This is a genomic window from Pelomonas sp. BJYL3, assembly GCF_027257975.1.
In the GTDB taxonomy this organism is placed as follows: Bacteria; Pseudomonadota; Gammaproteobacteria; order Burkholderiales; family Burkholderiaceae_C; genus Roseateles_B; species Roseateles_B flavus.
In genome coordinates this window covers 43696-61741 of the sequence record NZ_JANZKX010000004.1, presented here as the reverse complement: position 1 = coordinate 61741, position 18046 = coordinate 43696, and the positions used below count along the sequence as shown (strand labels likewise).

The following is an 18046-nucleotide window of genomic DNA, read 5'->3' as shown; positions in this document are numbered from 1 at the left end:
CCCGGCGCTACAGTCGGCGGCACAGGTCCACCGAATCCGGAGCGTTGCCATGCAGTTCAGCAGCATCAAAAGTCGACTGATCCTGTTCTCGGTTCTGCTGATCGTCCTCCTGGGCATCAGCGGGGGCTGGAGCCTCTACGCGCTGGGGCGCGTCAACGACGGCATGCAGACCGTCTACCAGGACCGGGTGGTGCCGCTCAAGCAGCTGAAGGAAGTCTCCGACGCCTACGCGGTCAACATCGTGGACACCACGCACAAGGTCCGGGCCGGCACTGTCGAGATGGGTGCCGCCCTGCGCCTGCTGGATGAAGCCGAGCGCGACATCGCCAAGTACTGGGGCGAGTACATCGCCACCAAGATCGAAGGCAATGAAGCGGTGCTGCTGGCCAAGGCCAGGCCGCTCAAGGGGGCTGCCGAGGCGGCGGCCGCCAAGCTGCGGGGCATCCTGGGCAAGCAGGACCGCGAGGCGCTGGAAGCCTTCGCCATCAAGGAGATGTACCCGGCCATCGACCCCTTCACCGGGGCAGTGTCCGACCTGGTGGACGAGCAGCTCAAGGTGGCCGAGCAGGAGTACCAGCTGAGCCAGGCGACCTACCGGCGCTCGGTGATGATCGTGCTGCTGATCTTCGCCGTGGCCCTCGGGACCGCGCTGGTGCTGGCCTGGCGCACCGTGGCCGCCATCATGCGGCCCCTGGGCGAGGCCTTGCGCCTGGCCGGTGCCATCCGGGAGCGCGATCTCAGCCAGCGCTCCGACCTGCAGGAGCGCAACGAGATCGGCCAGCTGCTGCAGGCCATGCGCGAGATGCAGCAGGGCCTGGTCGAGACTGTCCAGCAGATTCACCACAGCGCCGGGACGGTCTCCGGCGCCTCCAGCGAGATCTCCCAGGCCAGCCATGACCTCAGCGCACGCACCGAGGTGCAGGCCTCGGCCCTGCAGCAGACGGCCGCCTCCATGGACGAAATGGCTGCCGCGGTGAAGAACAACGCGGCCTCCGCCGAACAGGCCAACGCCCTGGCCCACGAGGCGTCGGGAACGGCCGAACGCAGCGGCGAGGCGGTGGGCCGCGTGGTCAGCACCATGGACCAGATCAACACCAGCTCCAAGAAGATCGCCGACATCATCGGCGTCATCGACGGCATCGCCTTCCAGACCAACATCCTGGCCCTGAATGCGGCCGTGGAGGCCGCACGCGCCGGCGAGCAGGGCCGCGGCTTCGCGGTGGTGGCCGGCGAGGTGCGCACCCTGGCCCAGCGGAGTGCTCAGGCTGCGCGCGAGATCAAGGCCCTGATCGGGGACAGCGTGGCGCAGGTCGAGAGCGGCGCCGTCGTGGCCGCCGAGGCGGGGCGCACCATGAGCGAGCTGGTCGATCAGGTGCAGCAGGTGACGGCCATGCTGGGCAATATCTCCACGGCGACGCGCGAGCAGAGCGCCGGCATTGCCCAGGTCAACGTCGCCATCACGCAGCTGGACCACAACACCCAGCAGAACGCGGCGATGGTCGAGGAGTCCACCGCCGCCGCGGCCAGTCTGGCCCAGCAGGCCCAGGCGCTGGCGGGCATCGTGGGGTCCTTCCGCCTGAGCTGAGGCGGGCGGACTGCTGCCGCGCTCAGCGACCGCCGGTGACGTCCAGCATCGTGCCGGTGGTGTAGCTGGCGGCCTCTGACAGCAGCCAGGCGATGGCCTCCGCCACCTCCTCGGCGCGGCCCAGGCGCTGCATGGGGATGCCGGCCGCTGCCGAGGCCAGCTCCTCGCTCATGCCGCTGTCGGCGTGGATGTCGGTGGCGATGATGCCGGGGCGCACGCCGTTGACGCGCACGCCCTCGGCCGCCACCTCGCGGGCCAGGCCCACGGTAAAGGCCTCGATGGCTGCCTTGCTCGCCGCATAGTCCACGTAAAGCCCCGGCGAGCCCAGCAGCGCCGCACGCGAGGACAGGTTGACGATGGCGCCACCGGCCCCGCCGTGCGCCCGGCTCATGCGCTTCACCGCCTCGCGGGCGCACAGCAGACTGCCCATCACATTGACCGCGAAGACGCGCTGCCAGCGCTCGGGCGCCATCTCGTCCAGCCGGGCCTTGGGGGCCACCACGCCGGCGTTGTTGACCAGGCCCCACAGCGGGGCGGCCTGCTGGTCCAGGCGCTGGAACAGGGCCAGGACCTGGCCCGGGTCCGCCACGTCGGCCTGCAGCAGCAGGGCCTGGGCGCCCAGCGCGCGGACCTGCGCGGCGGTGCGCTCGGCGGCGGCGGCGTCCCGGTGGTAGTTGAGGGCGATGTCGTAGCCGGCCTGAGCGCAGCGCAGGGCGGTCGCCGCGCCGATGCCGCGGCTGGCGCCTGTGATCAGGATGATTTTGCGCATGGGCCTCATTGTGGGTTCAAACGGATAGGATCAGCGGGGCCAATCTCTGGGAAGATGGCTGGCCTAGAGCTGAGTCCGTCCCAGGCCTGCCCCGCAACGCATGATCGAACTGGATTCCAACACCCTGCTCCTGGTCAACGCCCTGTTCGGTGCGCTGGCGGTGGGCGTCTGGTTGTTGCTGGCCTTTCCCTTTCGTGTCGCCCGCCAGGCCTGCGTGCTGCTCGCCGGGGCTCAGGCCCTCATGCTGCCGCCCCTGCTGGCCGGGCCCGGGCCGGTCCAGGCGCTGGCCGGCATCTGCACGCTGATGGCCCTCGGGCTGCTGAGCCTGGGCCTGCGCCAGCTGCTGCGCCTGCGCCAGCAGCGACTGGACTTGCTGAGCCTGCTGGCCCTGGGGCTGTTCGCCGACCTGGCCCGCCTGTCGGGGCTGTCGGCGGGCCTGTCCACCGCCCTCATCTCCTTGAGCATGGCCGCGCTGTGCCTGCTGGCCGGTCGCGACCTGCTGCTGGGCAGCCTGGGGCTGGCCGGCTGGCTGCGCGTGGGGCTGGTGGCGCCCTATGCGCTGTTGACCTGCTTCCTGCTGCTGCGCGGCATTGCCCTGGCGCAGCAGGAGCCGGGCGTCGGCTGGCTGCTGCAGGACCCTCGCCGTCATGCCGGGCTTGCTGCTGCCTGGCTGGTGCTGGCCATGGCCATTTCCGGCGGGCTCATCGCCCTGGTGCTGAGCCGGCTGATCCAGCGCATCGAGTCCCTGACCCGCCATGATCCGCTGACCGGCCTGTGCAACCGGCGGGAACTGCGGGAGCAGCTGGCCCGGCAGCAGGTCCGGGCCCAGCGTGGCCGCTGTCATGCGCTGCTGATGGTGGACCTCGATCATTTCAAGCGCATCAACGACGAGCTGGGCCACGCCGCCGGTGATGCCGCCCTGCGCCACGTGGCGCGCCTGCTGCAGGCCTCCTTGCGCGAGCAGGACTGCGCGGCCCGCTATGGCGGCGAGGAGTTCGCGCTGCTGCTGCCGGACACGCCCCTGGCCGGCGCCCAGGCCCTGGCCGAGCGCCTGCGCGCCACGCTGGCCGCCAGCGTGTGGAGCTGGCAGGGCCGGCACTGGCCCCTGACGGCCAGCCTGGGTCTGGCGATGGCGGCCCCCGGCCGTTTCGCCGACGCGCTGGTGGAGGCGGCGGATCGCGCCATGTACCAGGCCAAGGCCCAGGGGCGCAACCGTGTCTGCCTGGCCCCGCCCGTGGAGGGCGCGGCATGCTGAGCGTCAGCGCCCAGACCCTGGTGGCCGCCACCGTGCTGGTGCTGCTGATCGCCTGCCTGCTGTGGCTGGTCTTCGCTTTCGGGCTGAAGCTGCAGCCGCGGGCGTCCAAGGGCATGGCGGGGGCCAACGTGCTGGTCGCCTCGGCCCTGCTGCTCAGTGGCCTGCGCGGCGGGCTGGAGCGGCCCTGGCTGACGGTCTATGCGGCGGATCTCACCGGCACCGCCGCCTTCGCCTTGCTGAGCCTCGTGCCGGCCTGGCTGGAGGAGAGCCGCCCGCCCTGGCGCTGGCCGCTGGCGCTGTGCCTTCTGGCCCTGCTGCTGATGCCCGGCTTCGTGATGGGCTGGCCCATGCGCTGGCATGGCACGGTGCTCTACTGCCTCCAGGCGCCCCTGCTGGGCCTGGCCTCCTGGCAGGCCTACCGGCTGGTGCGCAGCCGGACGCGGCCGGCCTTCGCCCTGGCCCTGAGCTTCCCGCTGGGCGCACTGACGCTGCTGCTGGCCGCCCGTGCCGTCGAGCCCCTGCTCTGGCCGGGCAACACACCGGACCTGCGCTCCGGCAGCGGCTTCAACGTGGCCTGGCTGTGGGCGGGGCTGGTGCTGGGCATGGTGGTCAACTCCGTCGTGGCCTTCCTGGTGCTGGTGCAGCTGGTCCTGCGCATCCGCAAGCTGACGCTGTACGACCCGCTCACAGAGGTGCTGAACCGCCGCGCCATCGGGCAGGCGCTGGAGCAGGCCCATGCGCGCTGGCGGCGCGGCGAGCCCTATGCCCTGGTGCTGCTGGACATGGACCACTTCAAGGCACTCAACGACACCCTGGGCCATGGCGCGGGCGATCAGGCGCTCAAGGCCCTGGTCGGCGCGCTCAAGCCCTGTGTGCGCGATGACGACGCCCTGGGGCGCTGGGGCGGGGAGGAGTTCCTCATCCTCCTGTGCGACACCGGCCTGGCCGGCGCGGCGCTGGTGGCCGAGCGCATGCGGGCCAACCTGGAAGCCCAGCCCCTGCTGTGGGGGCCCGAGCAGCGCCGGCTGACGGCCAGCTTCGGCATTGCCGAAGTCCTGCCCGAAGACAGCAGCCCCGAGGCGGTGCTGATGCGGGCCGACCAGGGCCTCTACCAGGCCAAGCGGCAGGGGCGCAACCTGGTGCAGTCGCGCGAGTGAGCCCCCCGGGCCGGCGGCTCAGGCCAGGGCAACGCGGTTGCGGCCCAGGTGCTTGGCGCGGTACATGGCGGCGTCGGCACGGCTGATGAGCAGGTCCGTCGAATAGGGCGGGGCGCTGGCCAGGCCGATGCTCAGCGTCACCACCAGCCCGGGGGACAGGTCTTGCCAGTCATGGGCCTCGACGCTCTGGCGCAGCCGCTCGCACACTTCGAAGGCGCGGTCCGCCACGGTGTCCGGCAGCACGGCCAGGAACTCCTCGCCGCCGTAGCGCAGCAGCAGGTCGCTGCCGCGCGTGTTCTCGCGCAGCAGCTGGGCCAGCTGCTGCAGCACGGCGTCGCCGATGGCATGGCCGTGCTGGTCGTTGATCTGCTTGAAGTGGTCGGCGTCGATCAGGGCCAGGGTCAGCGGGCGCTGCTGCTGCTCGCAGTCCAGGATCAGGCCGGGCATGCGCGCCTCCAGGAAGCGGCGGTTGCCCAGCCCGGTCAGCGGATCGCGCTGGACATGGGCTTCCAGCTCCTGTGTGCGGGCGGTGAGGGCATCGACCTTGCGGTGGGCCTGGTCGGCCGCGGCCCGGGCCTGCTCGGCCTCCAGACGGCTGACGAAGAAGCGTGACTGCGCCATCAGCTGGGCCACGCTGCGCCGCCGCTCCAGGCGCTGGAAGGCTTCCAGGTGGTGCAGGGCTTCGTCCAGGTTGCCCTCGGCCTTGGCGCAGCGGTAGGCCACACGATGCAGGCGCAGCGCCTGGTAGCTGTTGAACAGCACGGTGGTCTCGTCCTGCACGGCCAGCACGTGGGACCAGGCACGCGCGAGGTCGTCCTGCGCCAGGGCCATCTCCGCCAGGTTGCAGTGCACGCGGCCGGCCAGGGCGTCGAACTGCCGCGCCTGGGCCTGCGCCAGGGCGGCGCGCAGATAGGGCTCGGCCTCGCCCAGCTCCCCCAGCAGCAGCAGGACCTCGCCGAGGTTGCTGTCGGTGAGGGCCAGGGCATAGAGCTCACCCAGCTGCCGGGCATGCGGGCGCACCTCGCGACCATAGTGCAGGGCCCGCTGCAGGGCCTCCTGGCAGGCCTTCTCGTGGCCGCTGTCTCGCATCAGGTGGTACTCGCCCAGGGCCGTGGTGCAGAGGTTGTTGAGGGTGATGACGCGCTCGTAGGCCGTGGCCTCGTCCCGCACCAGGGCGGCGGCCTCGTTCATCAGGCGCTCGGCCTGCCAAGGGTCGCCCATGCGCTCGAAGCAGGCACCCAGCGCATTGAGCGCGGCGGCGAGCACGCGCTTGTCGTCCAGGGCGCGGGCCAGCTCGTGGCACTCGTTGGCGCAGTTGAGGCCGGTCTCGAAGTCGCCCAGCTCGGAGGCGGCCAGGCTGGTCCAGCGCAGCAGCTCGCACAGCGGAGCGCTGGCGCCCAGCGGGCGCATGAGGGCCTGCACCTCCTGGGAGAGCTCCAGCATCTCCTGCAGCTCGCCGCGCCGGTAATGGAAGTACACGCGCAGGCGGCCGGCCTCGATCTGCTCGCTCAGGAAACCCAGCTGGCGGGCATGGGTCCAGGCCTCGCCGGCCCGCGCGAGGCCCAGCTCCAGCGTGGCCTCGTGCTGGGCATCGCGGGCCTCCTTGAGGCACTGGGTCAGGCGGTCGGTGAGGGCAATGGGCATCTCGGGCGTCGGCTTCAACAGCAATGAAGCGAAGCCGGCTAGCGTAGCCGAAACCGGCGTCAGCCCCGCGTGCTGACGTCACGTTTGCGAGCCCACCGCAAAGGCAGCGGCCCGCTCTGTCACCCAGATGACAGGGCGGGCCGTGCGCGAGGTGGCGGTCAGCGGTGCGTGGGCATCGCGAACTGGGCGCCCTTGGGCGTGCTGGCGGGCCAGCGCTGCATCACGCTCTTCTGCTTGGTGTAGAAGCGCACGCCTTCCTCGCCGTAGGCGTGCATGTCGCCGAACAGGCTCTTCTTCCAGCCACCGAAGCCATGCCAGGCCATGGGCACGGGGATGGGCACGTTGATGCCCACCATGCCCACCTGGATGCGGCGTGCAAACTCGCGGGCCACATTGCCGTCGCTGGTGAAGCAGGCGACGCCGTTGCCGAACTCGTGCGCATTGACCAGGTCCACCGCGGTGGCGAAGTCGGGCACGCGCACACAGGCCAGCACGGGGCCGAAAATCTCCTCGCGGTAGATGCGCATGCCGGGCGTCACATGGTCGAACAGGGTGCCGCCGGTGAAGAAGCCGCCCTCGTGGCCGGCGACCTGATGGCCGCGGCCGTCCACCAGCAGCTCGGCGCCCTCGGCCACGCCCAGGGCGATGTAGCCCTCGATGCGCTCGCGGGCCTCGCGGGTCACGATGGGGCCCATCTCGGCGGCCGGGTCCATGCCGTTGCGGATCACCAGGCTGCGGGCGCGCTCGGCCAGGCGGGGCATGATGCGGTCCGCCGCCTCGCCCACCAGCACGGCCACCGAAATGGCCATGCAGCGCTCACCCGCCGAGCCGTAGGCCGCGCCGATGAGGGCGTCGACGGTCTGGTCGATGTCGGCGTCGGGCATGACCACCATGTGGTTCTTGGCCCCGCCCAGGGCCTGGACGCGCTTGCCCTGCGAGGCGCCCGTCTCATAGATGTACTGGGCGATGGGCGTGGACCCGACGAAGCTGAGGGCCTTGACGTCCGGGTGGTGCAGCAGGGCATCGACCACGGTCTTGTCGCCCTGCACCACGTTGAAGACGCCGTCCGGCAGGCCGGCTTCCTTGAGCAGCTCGGCCACGAAGAGGCTGGGCGAGGGGTCGCGCTCGCTGGGCTTGAGGATGAAGGCATTGCCGCAGGCGAGGGCCACCGGCGCCATCCACATGGGCACCATGAACGGGAAATTGAAGGGCGTGATGCCGGCCACGACGCCCAGGGGCTGGCGCAGGGTCCAGTTGTCGATGCCATTGGAGACCTGCTCGGTGAAGTCGCCCTTGAGCAGCTGCGGGATGCCGCAGGCGAACTCGACGATGTCGATGCCGCGGGCGACCTCGCCCTGGGCGTCGCTGAAGACCTTGCCGTGCTCGGCGGTGATCATGGCGGCCAGGGTGTCGTGGTGGCGATGCAGCAGCTCCAGGAACTTGAACATCACGCGGGCGCGGCGCAGCGGCGGGGTGTCCGCCCAGGCCGGGAAGGCGGCCTGCGCGGCGGCTACGGCGGCCTGCACGTCTTCCACCGTGCCCAGCTGCAGCTGGCGGGCCACGGCGCCGGTGGCGGGGTTGTAGACGGGCTGGCGGCGCTCGCCGCGGGCGGCCACGCGCTGACCGGCGATGAAGTGGCCCAGCTCGCGGGCGTCGGTGTAGGCAGGGGTGCTCATGGGGTCGCTCCGGGGAAGAGGTGGATGCCGGCGCTGGGTCGGCGGGGATGCAGGCAGTCTAGGGAGCGCCATCCGGCCTGCCTAGCCCAATGGGCTGACTTCATTGTTCAGTAATATGAACAATCCGCTGCAGCGATTCCTGGTGATCCATGACGACGTCCCCCCCCGCCTCCCGCGCTCCCGCCCGCGAGGAGCAGCACTGGCTGCAGCTCCAGGCTCTGGTGGCGGTGGCGCGCCTGGGCAGCTTCACGCAGGCGGCGCAGCGCCTGGGCCTCTCCAAGGCGGCGGTGAGCCAGCGCATCGCGGAGCTGGAGCGGCACCTGGGGCAGCAGCTGGTCCAGCGCAGCACGCGCTCGGTGCGGCTCAGCGAGGCGGGCCGGCGCCTGGTCGAGCAGGCCGAACCCGGCCTGCAACTGCTCAGCCGCAGCCTCAGCGAGGCCCGCGAGGCTGCCGGTACGCCGCGCGGCCTGCTGCGGGTCACCGCGCCCGTGGCCCTGGGCCGCCAGCACATCGCGCCGGCCCTGCCTTCGTTCTTCGAGCGCTATCCGGAGATCCGCATCGAGCTGGACCTCTCCGATCGCCTCGCCGCGCTGGCCCAGGAGGGCTTCGACCTCGCCATCCGCCACACCAGCCGGCCGCCGGACACCCACGTGGCCTTCAAGCTTTGCGCCTCCCAGGCGCTGCTGGTGGGCAGCCCGGCCTACCTGGCGCGAGCCGGGCGCCCGCAGCACCCGGCGGAACTGGCGGCGCACGCCTGCCTGCCCTACCTGCGGCCGGGGCCGGCGCAATGGTTCTTTGCCCGGGGCAAGGGCGAGGCCACGGAGCGGGTGCGGGTACCCGTGCAGGGCCTGCTGCGGGCCGGGAACAGCGAGGTGCTGCGTGAAGCCGCCCTGGCCGGCCTGGGCCTGGCCCTGCTGCCCGACTTCAGCGCCCGCGACGCCCTTCGCCAGGGCCTGCTGGAGCCCGTGCTGACCGGCTGGCGACCGGTGGACTTCTTCGGCGACGCGATCTACGCCATCCACCCATGGAGTGGCCACACGCCGCAGCCGGTGCGCCTGCTGGTGGAGCATCTGCGCCAGTGCCTGCACGCCGGCTTCGAATGAGGCCCCGCGCGGGCCGGCTGGGCAAAAAAAACGCCCAAGCACTTGCGTGCTCGGGCGGATAAGTCCTTGGGTAAGGACGTCGTTGGGATCCGTGCTGGCCCTGAGGCCGGCATGGGTGCAACTCTAGGGTTGGCCCGGGGGGCTCGCTATCCCTACTTAGTGGGATGAGCCCCCTCTTTGGCAAGCAGATGTTTCAAACCCCCGCAAACCAGCGGGTGGCCTGAGTCAGGGCCTCCTGGTCCGCGCGGATGGCCTCGGGCGCGCCGCCCTTGCCCCACAGCGCGCCCATCCAGGCCATGCCCAGGAACTCGGCGCACAGGCGGGTGCTGTCCATCATGGGCTGGGCCTTGGCGCGGTCACCGCTGGTGGTGACCAGCCACAGGCGGCGGCCGGCCATGCGGGCCTTGAAGTCCAGGCCGGGCACGCGCATCCAGGCACTGAAGTGGTCCAGGTAGAGCTTCACGGTGGCCGGCAGGCTGTACCAGTAGACCGGCGCGACCAGCACCAGGTCGGTGGCAGCCAGGGTGGCGTCCAGCAGCTGGCGGGCATCGCCTTCGGGCATGGGATAGCTGCCGATGTCGTGACGGTGGTCGACAAAGGGCGGCAGTGTGAGGTCGGCCAGACGCAGCCACTGCTGGCTGGCCCCGGCGGGCAGGTGCTCGGCAGCGGCGCGGGCCAGGGCCTCGGTGTTGCCGACGACGCCGGCCACGCGAGTGCTGGCGGTGAGGAAGAGGAAGTGGCGGGAGGAGTCGCTCATGGGGTGAGTCAGCTGGGCGGGACAGGAGGGAGAGGGCGAGACGCAGCCGGCATTGTGCGGGCCGCCGGCCCGATCTGCCCGGACCTGCGGCAATGCCCTGGCAAGGGGCGACGCGCCGGATAATGCAGGCATGAGCACCTCCAAGCCGCGCAAGCCTTCTGCCCTCCGTCCCGCCGCCTCGAAAGGAGGGGCGCAGGGCGCCTCGAAAGGCGGCAAGAGCGGGGGCCCGGCAGGCGATGCAAAGCCGCGGCGCCCCGCGGGAGGCGCCCCGGCCACACCGGCGGGCAGCCTCGGGGGGCGCAAGCCGGGCGGCCCGGCACGGCCCACCCGGCCGGGGCCGGCGGCGGCCCCGCGCCCGACGGCCGCCGAGCGAGCCAAGGCTGACGAGCCCCTGTCCGAGCAGGACATGGAGCGCCTGCAGGACCTGCTGGACGCCGTGCCCGCGCCGCTGGAGCCGCTGGACATCAGCATGCTGGACGGCTACCTCGTGGGCGTGCTGCTGCAGCCGCGGCCCGTGCCCTTTGCCGACTGGGCGCCCTTCGTGCTGGATCCCGACGGCCGCCAGCCGCCCCGTCAGTTCGATGGCGAGGCCCTTTTCGCCCTGGTGCGCCGCCGCCATCGCGAGCTCAACACGGCCATCGCCGAGCGCCAGTGGTTCGACCCCTGGGTCTTCGAGCTGGATGAGGACGCCGAGCCCTCCGAGGTCGTCTACGCCTGGGTGGCCGGCTTTGCGCTGGCCTCGGAGCATTTCCCCGAGCTGATGGAGGAAGAGGCCGCCGAGCTGCTCGAGCCGCTGGCGCAGCTCTATATGCACCTCGACCCTGACGACCTCGAGGACGCCGAGGAGCTGATCGAGGAGATCGAATCCCTGGAGCCGCCCAGCGACGTGGCCGAGGCGGTGGAGTGCCTGGTGCGCGCCAGCCTGCTGCTGGCCGATGTGACGCGCCCGCTCAAGAGCACCCAGCCCGCGGGCCACCCGGGTGGCCCGCGCCGGCCGGGCCCCGGGGGGCGCGGCGGCCCGTCTCGTCGCCACTGAAGGCGGCCTGACCCCTGCGACGGGGGCAGGTCTTGCGCGACCTCAGTTCAGCGGCTTGCCCTCGCCCACCTGGCGCTTCATCCACTCGCTCATTTCCCACAGCGTGTGCCCGATGGACTCGCGCGCCGTGTAGCCATGGCCCTCATAGGGCAGGGACACGAAGCGCACATGGCCCCCCGTGCCGGCCAGTGCCTGGTACAGCCGCTGGCTCTGGAGGGGGAAGGTGCCGGGGTTGTCGTCGCTGTCGCCGTGGATCAGCAGCAGCGGCTCCTTGAGCTTGTCCGCATAGTTGAAGGGCGAGAGCCGCTGGTAGACGTCCTGCGCCTCCCAGTAGGTGCGCTGCTCGCTCTGGAAGCCGAAGGGCGTCAGCGAGCGGTTGTAGGCGCCGCTGCGGGCGATGCCGGCCTTGAAGAGGTCGGTGTGCGCCAGCAGGTTGGCCGTCATGAAGGCGCCGTAGCTGTGGCCGCCCACCACCATGTGGTCGCGTGAGCTGACGCCCAGCTCGACGGCCTTGTCGATGATGGCCTGGGCATTGCTGGTGATCTGGGCGATGAAGCTGTCGTTGACCGTCTTGGGGTCGCCCACCACGGGCATGGTGGCGTCCATCAGCACCACGTAGCCATCCAGCAGCAGCATCAGCGGGCTGCTCGTGCCGAAGCTGGTGAAGCGATTGCCCGAGCCGCTGACCTGGCCGGCCACCGACGCGTCCGTGAACTCCAGCGGGTAGGCCCAGACGAAGGTCGGGCGGCGCTCGCCGGCCTGGTAGCCGGGCGGCTTGTAGAGCCAGAAGGACAGCTCCACGCCGTCGGCCCGCTTGAACTTCACCAGTTCGCGCTGGATGTCGCGCAGCTGCGGGGCCGGGTCGGTGTAGCGGGTGAGGGCCTGCATCTGGGCCAGGGCCGCGCCGCTGCGCAGCACCAGCTGCGGAACCTCGCTGGTGCTCTCGCGGCTGAACAGCACGCGCTCGCCGCGGGCATCGAGCACCGTCACCGGGCGTTCGTAGTGGCTGCCGCCGGCGCGGTAGAGGCGCTGCACCTGGCCGTCGGCCAGCTGCATGCGGTCCAGGAAGGGTCGTTCGCCCTCCGGGCTGGCGCCAGCGCCGACCAGCCACAGCGCGCCCTCGTCCACGCGCAGCGCCTGGCGGCCGTTGGCCTGCATCCGGCGCAGGGGCTGGCCGATGTCCTTGTAGCGGTCGCGCAGCGAGCGCTCGCTGAGCAGGCGGGCCGGGGCCGGCGTGGGGCCGAGGTCCAGCAGGCTCAGGCGCATCCACTGGCGGTCGCGGTCCACGTCGGCCTGCATGGCCTGGCGGCCGCCTTCGAGGAACTCCATCATCGAGACCCGGCCCACGCTGCGATGCAGCTCCTGTGGCTCGCCGGTGTAGGGCGCGGCCAGGCGCATCAGGCGGTCGCGGTGCTCGGCCTTGCGGCGGGGATCGCCGCCGTCCAGGGCCTCGATCCAGTACAGCGCGGCGTCCGCACCCGGCGAGCCGGTGTAGTGGCGCGGGCCGGTGATCACGCCGTCCACCGGCACGTCCTTCTTCAGCGCGATCGGCGCCAGCGCACGCAGCACGCGGCCTTCGGCATCGCGCAGCTCGACCTCGCGCCCGAAGTCCTGCCAGGTGACCTGGTAGCTGAAGGGCTGGCGCAGGCGCTCGGTCAAGACCTGACCCTGCGTGCCAACCGCCTGGAGGGAGGCGAAGAGGCCCGGTTCGCCCAGTGGCTGCAGCTGGCCGGTGCGCAGGTTCACGCGCGTCAGCTGGGAGCGGGCGTAGTGGGCGAACAGGGCTTCGTCCTGCGCGTTCTTCAGCAGGTCCTGCAGCGTGCGTTCAGGCGACTGGCGGCCCAGGGATTCCTGCACGGTCGGGCCGTCCGGGGCCTCGAAGCGTGGCGCCGGGCCGAGCTTGGCCGGCACGGCCAGCACCAGCAGGGTTTCGGGGCCCTGCCAGGCCACGTCCTGTTCCAGCACGGTGTTGAGCTGAAGGCCTTGCACCTTCTTCAGCGCGCCGTTGGCCGCCTGGCCCAGCCAGAGCTCCACGCCGGCCGGCGTGCGGCGGTTCAGCAGGAAGTGCCGGCCGTCGGGTGACCAGCGCAGGTGGTGGAAGCCGCCGCCGGGCGGCAGGGCGACCGGGCGCTCGGCGCCGCCGTCCAGCGGTCGCAGCACCAGGGATTCCAGCGAGGGCGTGCTCAGCAGGGGCGCATGGGCCGCGGGGTCGATGCGCATGCCGGCCAGCTTGAGCGCCGGTCGCGCCAGATCCGCCACCTGGCGGTAGCGCTGGCTGCGCTGCACGGCCAGGGTCTTCTGGTCCGGCGAGAGGCTGTGGGTGGGCAGGCCCGGCGCATCCAGAACGGCGCGCAGGGCCGGGCTGGGCTGCTGGTAGCGGCTCACGGCGCTGGCGGCCGGGGCGGCGTCGCCAGCGCGGGCCTGCATGGGCATCAGCGTGCCGAAGGCCAGGGCCAGTGCGAGGCTCAGGGGGGCCATCGAGGGACGGAGGGGACGGATCATGACTTCAAGGCTTCCGTGGAGAGGAGGGGCTTGGACAGCTGGATCATCAGCGTGCCCGTCAGGTCGTTGGGTCCCTGGTCGGTCTGCACATAGCCGTGGCGGTGGTACAGCGCGATCAGGGGCTTGTTGGTGGACGAGGTCCAGGTGCAGCAGCGCGCCAGACCCTGCGCGAGGAACCAGTCCTCGGCGCATTGCAGCAGGCGGGCGGCCAGGCCGGCCCGGCGGTGGGCGGGCCAGACGTAGGTGGTGGAGATCAGCCCGAAGCGCGCCTCGGCCGGGCCTTCGACGCGGAAGATGGTGTGGGCCAGGACCTCGCCCCGCGCGCCGAGGGCCAGCACGACGCGGGCCTGCGTCTGCGCCGGATCCAGGTGCCAGCGCACCCGATCGCGCAGCCAGTCCAGCGTGTACATCGCCGTGCCGCGGGCCTCGCCCTCGACCTCGATGAGGGTCTGGCGCATGCCCTGGGCGACCCGCTCGATCTCGTCGGGTCGGGTCAGGTCCAGGTCACGGAGCAAGGCGGTCTGCATGGTCTGCGGCGCGTGGCAAAGCCCTGAAATCTAGCAGGGACGGCGCTGCGCCGGCAGCGGGTCAGGACGCGGTCTTGAACAGGCGTGCGGCATGCAGCCCCAGGCCGCTGGCCACCGAGGCGAAGGCGTCGCCCTGGATGCGCCGGGCCGCGGGGTAGTCGGCGGCGATGCGTTCCGCCAGCGGCAGCAGCCCGGTGGAGCCGCCGGTGAAGTAGAGGGCATCGATCTGGTCCAGCCTCAGGCCCGCCAGGGCCACGGTCTCGCGGCCGGCTTCGGCGATGCGCTCGATGTCCCGGCCCAGCGCCTGCTGCGCGCCCACGGCGCTGAAGCCCACCGTCAGGCCCGGCTCGATCAGGCCCAGGTCCACCGAGACCTCCCCGCCTGCGGCGACGGCGATCTTGGCGTCCTCGGCGCGGCCCGCCAGCTCGTGGCCCATGCGGTCTTCCAGCACGGTCATGAGGCGGTCGTGGTGGCGGGTGTCGCCGTAGAAGCTGCGCATGCCGCGCAGCTCGGCCACGCGGCCCGGGCTGTAGACGGTGTTGATCAGATGCCAGGTGGCCAGGTCGAAGTAGACGCCGCTGGGCACCTCGCGCGGGGTCTGGCCGGGCTTGGCCGGGCCCAGGCTGCGGTAGCCGAACTCCGGCAGGATGGCGGCCAGCTCCACGTGGCGGTCGAAGTCCGTGCCGGCAATGTGCACGCCGTGGCTGGCCAGGATGTCCTCGCGGCGGTCCAGGCGCGCCATGCGCTCCGGACCCACGCGCACCACCGAGAAGTCCGAGGTGCCGCCGCCGATGTCGGCCACCAGCACGCGCTGCTCGCGCGGCGCCTGGCGTTCGTAGTCGAAGGCCGCGGCGATGGGCTCGAACTGGAAGTGGATGTCGGTGAAGCCCACGGCGCGCGCGGCGGCCTCCAGCGAGGCCTGGGCGGCGGCGTCGCGCGCGGGCTCTTCGTCGACGAAGAAGACCGGGCGGCCCAGCACCACGCGATCGATGGCATGGCCGGCGCTGGCCTCGGCCTGGCGCTTCAGGCGCTTGAGGTAGCCGGCCAGCATGTCGAAGTACTTCACGCCGCGGCCGCCACCCACGTCCGTGGTCTGGTCGATCAGGGCCGAGCCCAGGATGCTTTTCATGGAGCGCATCAGGCGGCCGTCCGCCCCTTCCACGTAGGCGGCGAGCGCGGCGCGGCCGAAGGCGCGGGGCGGTCCGTCGGCGTCATGGCGGCCTTCGGCGAAGTAGAAGACCGCCGTGGGCATGGTCAGCCGCCCGGGCTCGAGCTCGACCAGGCGCATGGCCCCGCTGTCCCCGTTGGCGTCGGGAATGGCGATGGCGGAGTTGGAGGTGCCGAAGTCGATGGCACAGAAGCCGGTGGCGCGGGAGGAGGCAGACATGACAGCGCCCAGAAATGCAGAAGCGGGGCGCGGATTGTAGTCATGCCGCCCGCCGCGGCCTGGCCCGCGGCGGCGACCGGGTGATCAGGCCGTGGCCATGCGGCGCGCCGGCGCGGCCGGCAGCGCGTCGCCGTAGAAGCCAAAGCCCTCCAGCGCCGGGCGCTTGCCGCTCATCAGCTCGGCCAGCGCGCGGCCGGAGCCGGCGCCATGCGTCCAGCCCAGGGTGCCGTGGCCGGCATTGAGCCAGAGGTTGGACACCTTCTTCGAGCGGCCGATGTAGGGGATGTTGGTCGGCGTGCTGGGGCGCAGGCCGGTCCAGTAGTTGCGCTCGCCGAGGTCGGCCACGCCGGGGAAGAGCTCCTCGTAGCGCTTGACCAGGGCGTCGCAGCGCACGCGCGAGGTGGGCGTGTCCAGGCTGGTGTCCAGGCCCACGAGCTCGGCGGTGCCGGCGATGCGCACGTAGTCGCCCAGGCGGGAGATGGCGATCTTGCGGGTGTCGTCCAGCAGGCTGACCACGCTGGCCTGCTCAGGCTTCTTCAGGCGCAGGGTGGCCGAGTAGCCCTTGGCGGGGTAGATGTTGAGGAACTCGCCCAGCGGCTTGAGCAGCTGCGGCGTGTAGGAGGCCATGGCGGCCACGAAGGCATCGCCCTTCACCACGCTCTTCTGGCCGGTGCGCACGTGGGCGATCTGGGCGCCGCTGACGGCCTGACCCTCGCGCTGCAAGGCCAGGATGTCGTGGCCGTAGAGGAAGGTCGCGCCGCGGGCGATGCAGGCCTGGGCCAGCTTCTGGGTGAAGACGCGGGCGTCGCCGGATTCGTCGCTGGGCGTGAAGGTGCCGCCGAAGATGTTGTTGCCGAAGGCGCGCAGCGCGGGCTCGACCTTGAGTACTTCGTCGCGGCTCAGCACGCGGCGGTCCACGCCGTGGGCGCGCATCACCTCGGCACCGGCGGCGCCGGCGTCGAAGTCGGCCTGGCTGGAGAAGAAGTGCAGGATGCCGCGCTCCAGGCGCTCGTACTCGATGCCCGTCTGCGCCACCAGGGACTTCAGCGATTCATGGCTGTAGCGGCCCAGGCGCACCAGCTGCTCCACATTGCGCTCGAAGGCGGCATTGGTGCACTGGGTCAGGAAGCTCAGGCCCCAGCGCCACTGGGCGACTTCCAGGCGCGGGCGGAACAGCAGGGGGGAGTCGTCGCGCAGCAGCCACTTGGCCACCTTGAAGGGCGCGCCGGCATTGGCCCAGGGCTCGCAGAAGCTCACGGAGATCTGCGCGCCGTTGGCGAAGCTGGTTTCCATGGCCGCGTCTTCCTGGCGGTCGACCACGACCACCTCGTGCCCCTCCTCCAGCAGATACCAGGCGGTGGCGACGCCGATGATGCCTGCACCCAGAACGACGACTTTCATCTGTACTGCTCCTGCGAAGGAAGCCCGCGGGCGGGATTCCCGAATGATCGACGCTCGGGCGATCGAGTTGAAGGGGGAAGAGGGCTGGAATCCGACGCGGGCGTGAGGCCCGACACGGCTGGCGCATTCTCCGCAGCCTGATGGAAATCAAGAAGCGCCATTCATATTTCTCGCGCTACATTAATTGAACTTATGAAAGACCTGGATTCCGCCGGACTCGACTGCCTGGCCGCCCTGGCGGACGAGCGCAGCTTCGAGCGCGCCGCCCAGCGCCTGAGCGTGACGCAGAGCGCCGTGTCCCAGCGCCTGCGCAGCCTCGAGGCCCAGGTCGGCCAGCTGCTGGTGGTGCGCTCCCGGCCCCTGCGGTTGACGGAGCCGGGCAAGGTGCTGTTGCGCTTCGCCCGCCAGCTCCAGGCCTTGCGCACTGACGTCGCCCGCGAGCTGGGCAGCCAGGTGACGCCGCACGAGCGCCTGCCCATCGCCGTCAACGCCGACAGCCTCGCAACCTGGGTGCTGCCCGCACTGGACGGCCTGGTGCAGCAGGGCCTGCGCGAGGGCTTCGGCCTGGAGTTGATCGTCGACGACCAGGACTTCACCCACGACTGGCTGCGCCAGGGCGAGGTGCTGGGCTGCGTCAGCACCGTCCAGCAGGCACTGCGGGGCTGCGTGGTCCAGCCGCTCGGGGTGATGTCCTATGTGGCCGTGGCCAGCCCGGACTTCGTCGCCCGCCAGCTGCCCTCGGGGCTCAACGAGGCCAACTTCGCGCAGCAGCCCTTCCTGGTCTTCAACCGCAAGGACGACAACCAGGTCCAGTGGATCAGCAAGGCCTTCGGCGTGCGCCACCCGCGCCTGAAGGAACGCTACGTGCCGTCCAGCGACGCCATCGTGCGGGCCGCGTGCATGGGCTGGGGCATCGCGGTGGTGCCGGAGCTGCAGGTGCGCGAGGGGGTGCGCAAGCGGCAGCTGCAGCCCCTGCGGCCCGAGGTCAGCGTCGACCTGACGCTGTACTGGCATCAATGGAAGCTGGTCAGTGAGGCCGCTCCCGCGCCGGGGCGTGTCGCCCTGCTGGACCAGGTCGGACAGGCGCTCAGCGCGGGCGCCAAGGGGGCGCTCAAGCCCTTGCCGTCCCGCCGCCGGTCTGCCAGCTAGGCGCCGGGCCCGGTCTTGCGGCCGGCCAGACGGCGGGGATGCCCTTTCGGGCAGGGCCGGCCAAAGTCACCGGGAATGCACGGATGACACCGGCAACA

The 18046-nt window shown here is 71.5% G+C and carries 14 protein-coding genes; 6 read left to right on the top strand and 8 right to left on the bottom strand.

The features are described from left to right. Positions 1–49 precede the first annotated feature (49 nt). On the top strand, positions 50–1585 hold the full coding sequence (locus O9Y01_RS13885; protein ID WP_269632193.1) for a methyl-accepting chemotaxis protein: 1536 nt from the start codon (positions 50–52) through the stop codon (positions 1583–1585). Between the two features lie 22 nt (positions 1586–1607). Here O9Y01_RS13885 and O9Y01_RS13880 read toward each other — a convergent pair whose 3' ends face one another. Beyond that, positions 1608–2354, bottom strand: a complete 747-nt coding sequence (locus tag O9Y01_RS13880) for an SDR family oxidoreductase (RefSeq protein ID WP_269632192.1) — start codon at positions 2352–2354, stop codon at positions 1608–1610. 100 nt (positions 2355–2454) lie between these two features. Between O9Y01_RS13880 and O9Y01_RS13875 the strand changes: the two genes are divergently transcribed. Next, complete coding sequence (locus O9Y01_RS13875; RefSeq protein ID WP_269632191.1) at positions 2455–3609, top strand: GGDEF domain-containing protein; 1155 nt, start codon at positions 2455–2457, stop codon at positions 3607–3609. Next, a complete protein-coding gene (locus tag O9Y01_RS13870; RefSeq protein WP_269632190.1) occupies positions 3603–4766 on the top strand; it encodes a GGDEF domain-containing protein in 1164 nt (387 codons plus the stop codon). Before O9Y01_RS13875 ends, O9Y01_RS13870 begins: the two co-directional genes overlap by 7 nt. Positions 4767–4784: 18 nt before the next feature. Here O9Y01_RS13870 and O9Y01_RS13865 read toward each other — a convergent pair whose 3' ends face one another. Both O9Y01_RS13865 and O9Y01_RS13860 read right to left on the bottom strand, forming a co-directional pair. Continuing rightward, the gene (locus tag O9Y01_RS13865; RefSeq protein WP_269632189.1) at positions 4785–6410 is read right to left on the bottom strand and encodes a GGDEF domain-containing protein; all 1626 of its coding nucleotides are present in this window, start codon (positions 6408–6410) and stop codon (positions 4785–4787) included. Between the two features lie 158 nt (positions 6411–6568). Next, positions 6569–8086, bottom strand: a complete 1518-nt coding sequence (locus tag O9Y01_RS13860; protein ID WP_269632188.1) for a CoA-acylating methylmalonate-semialdehyde dehydrogenase — start codon at positions 8084–8086, stop codon at positions 6569–6571. A gap of 149 nt (positions 8087–8235) precedes the next feature. Here O9Y01_RS13860 and O9Y01_RS13855 point away from each other — a divergent pair, with 149 nt between their 5' ends. Beyond that, positions 8236–9189, top strand: coding sequence for a LysR family transcriptional regulator (locus O9Y01_RS13855; protein WP_269632187.1), 954 nt, complete (start codon positions 8236–8238; stop codon positions 9187–9189). 193 nt (positions 9190–9382) lie between these two features. Here O9Y01_RS13855 and O9Y01_RS13850 read toward each other — a convergent pair whose 3' ends face one another. Beyond that, positions 9383–9946, bottom strand: coding sequence for a flavodoxin family protein (locus tag O9Y01_RS13850; protein WP_269632186.1), 564 nt, complete (start codon positions 9944–9946; stop codon positions 9383–9385). Positions 9947–10076: 130 nt separating this feature from the next. Here O9Y01_RS13850 and O9Y01_RS13845 point away from each other — a divergent pair, with 130 nt between their 5' ends. Then, positions 10077–10982, top strand: a complete 906-nt coding sequence (locus O9Y01_RS13845; RefSeq protein ID WP_269632185.1) for a YecA/YgfB family protein — start codon at positions 10077–10079, stop codon at positions 10980–10982. 42 nt (positions 10983–11024) lie between these two features. On the opposite strand, the gene O9Y01_RS13840 is transcribed toward O9Y01_RS13845, so the two are convergent. The 4 genes from O9Y01_RS13840 to O9Y01_RS13825 form a co-directional block, all read right to left on the bottom strand. Then, positions 11025–13484 carry an alpha/beta hydrolase family protein gene (locus O9Y01_RS13840; protein ID WP_269632184.1) on the bottom strand — a complete coding sequence of 820 codons (2460 nt, stop codon included), beginning with the start codon at positions 13482–13484 and terminating at the stop codon, positions 11025–11027. Then, positions 13481–14011, bottom strand: a complete 531-nt coding sequence (locus O9Y01_RS13835; protein WP_269632183.1) for a GNAT family N-acetyltransferase — start codon at positions 14009–14011, stop codon at positions 13481–13483. Before O9Y01_RS13835 ends, O9Y01_RS13840 begins: the two co-directional genes overlap by 4 nt. Positions 14012–14072: 61 nt before the next feature. Then, on the bottom strand, positions 14073–15398 hold the full coding sequence (locus O9Y01_RS13830; protein WP_269632182.1) for an Hsp70 family protein: 1326 nt from the start codon (positions 15396–15398) through the stop codon (positions 14073–14075). An 84-nt stretch (positions 15399–15482) separates the two neighbouring features. Continuing rightward, positions 15483–16799: a D-amino acid dehydrogenase gene (locus tag O9Y01_RS13825; protein WP_269632181.1), complete on the bottom strand. Its 1317-nt coding sequence runs from the start codon at positions 16797–16799 to the stop codon at positions 15483–15485. Positions 16800–16991: 192 nt separating this feature from the next. Between O9Y01_RS13825 and O9Y01_RS13820 the strand changes: the two genes are divergently transcribed. Next, complete coding sequence (locus O9Y01_RS13820) at positions 16992–17948, top strand: LysR family transcriptional regulator ArgP (RefSeq protein ID WP_269632180.1); 957 nt, start codon at positions 16992–16994, stop codon at positions 17946–17948. Positions 17949–18046 lie beyond the last annotated feature (98 nt).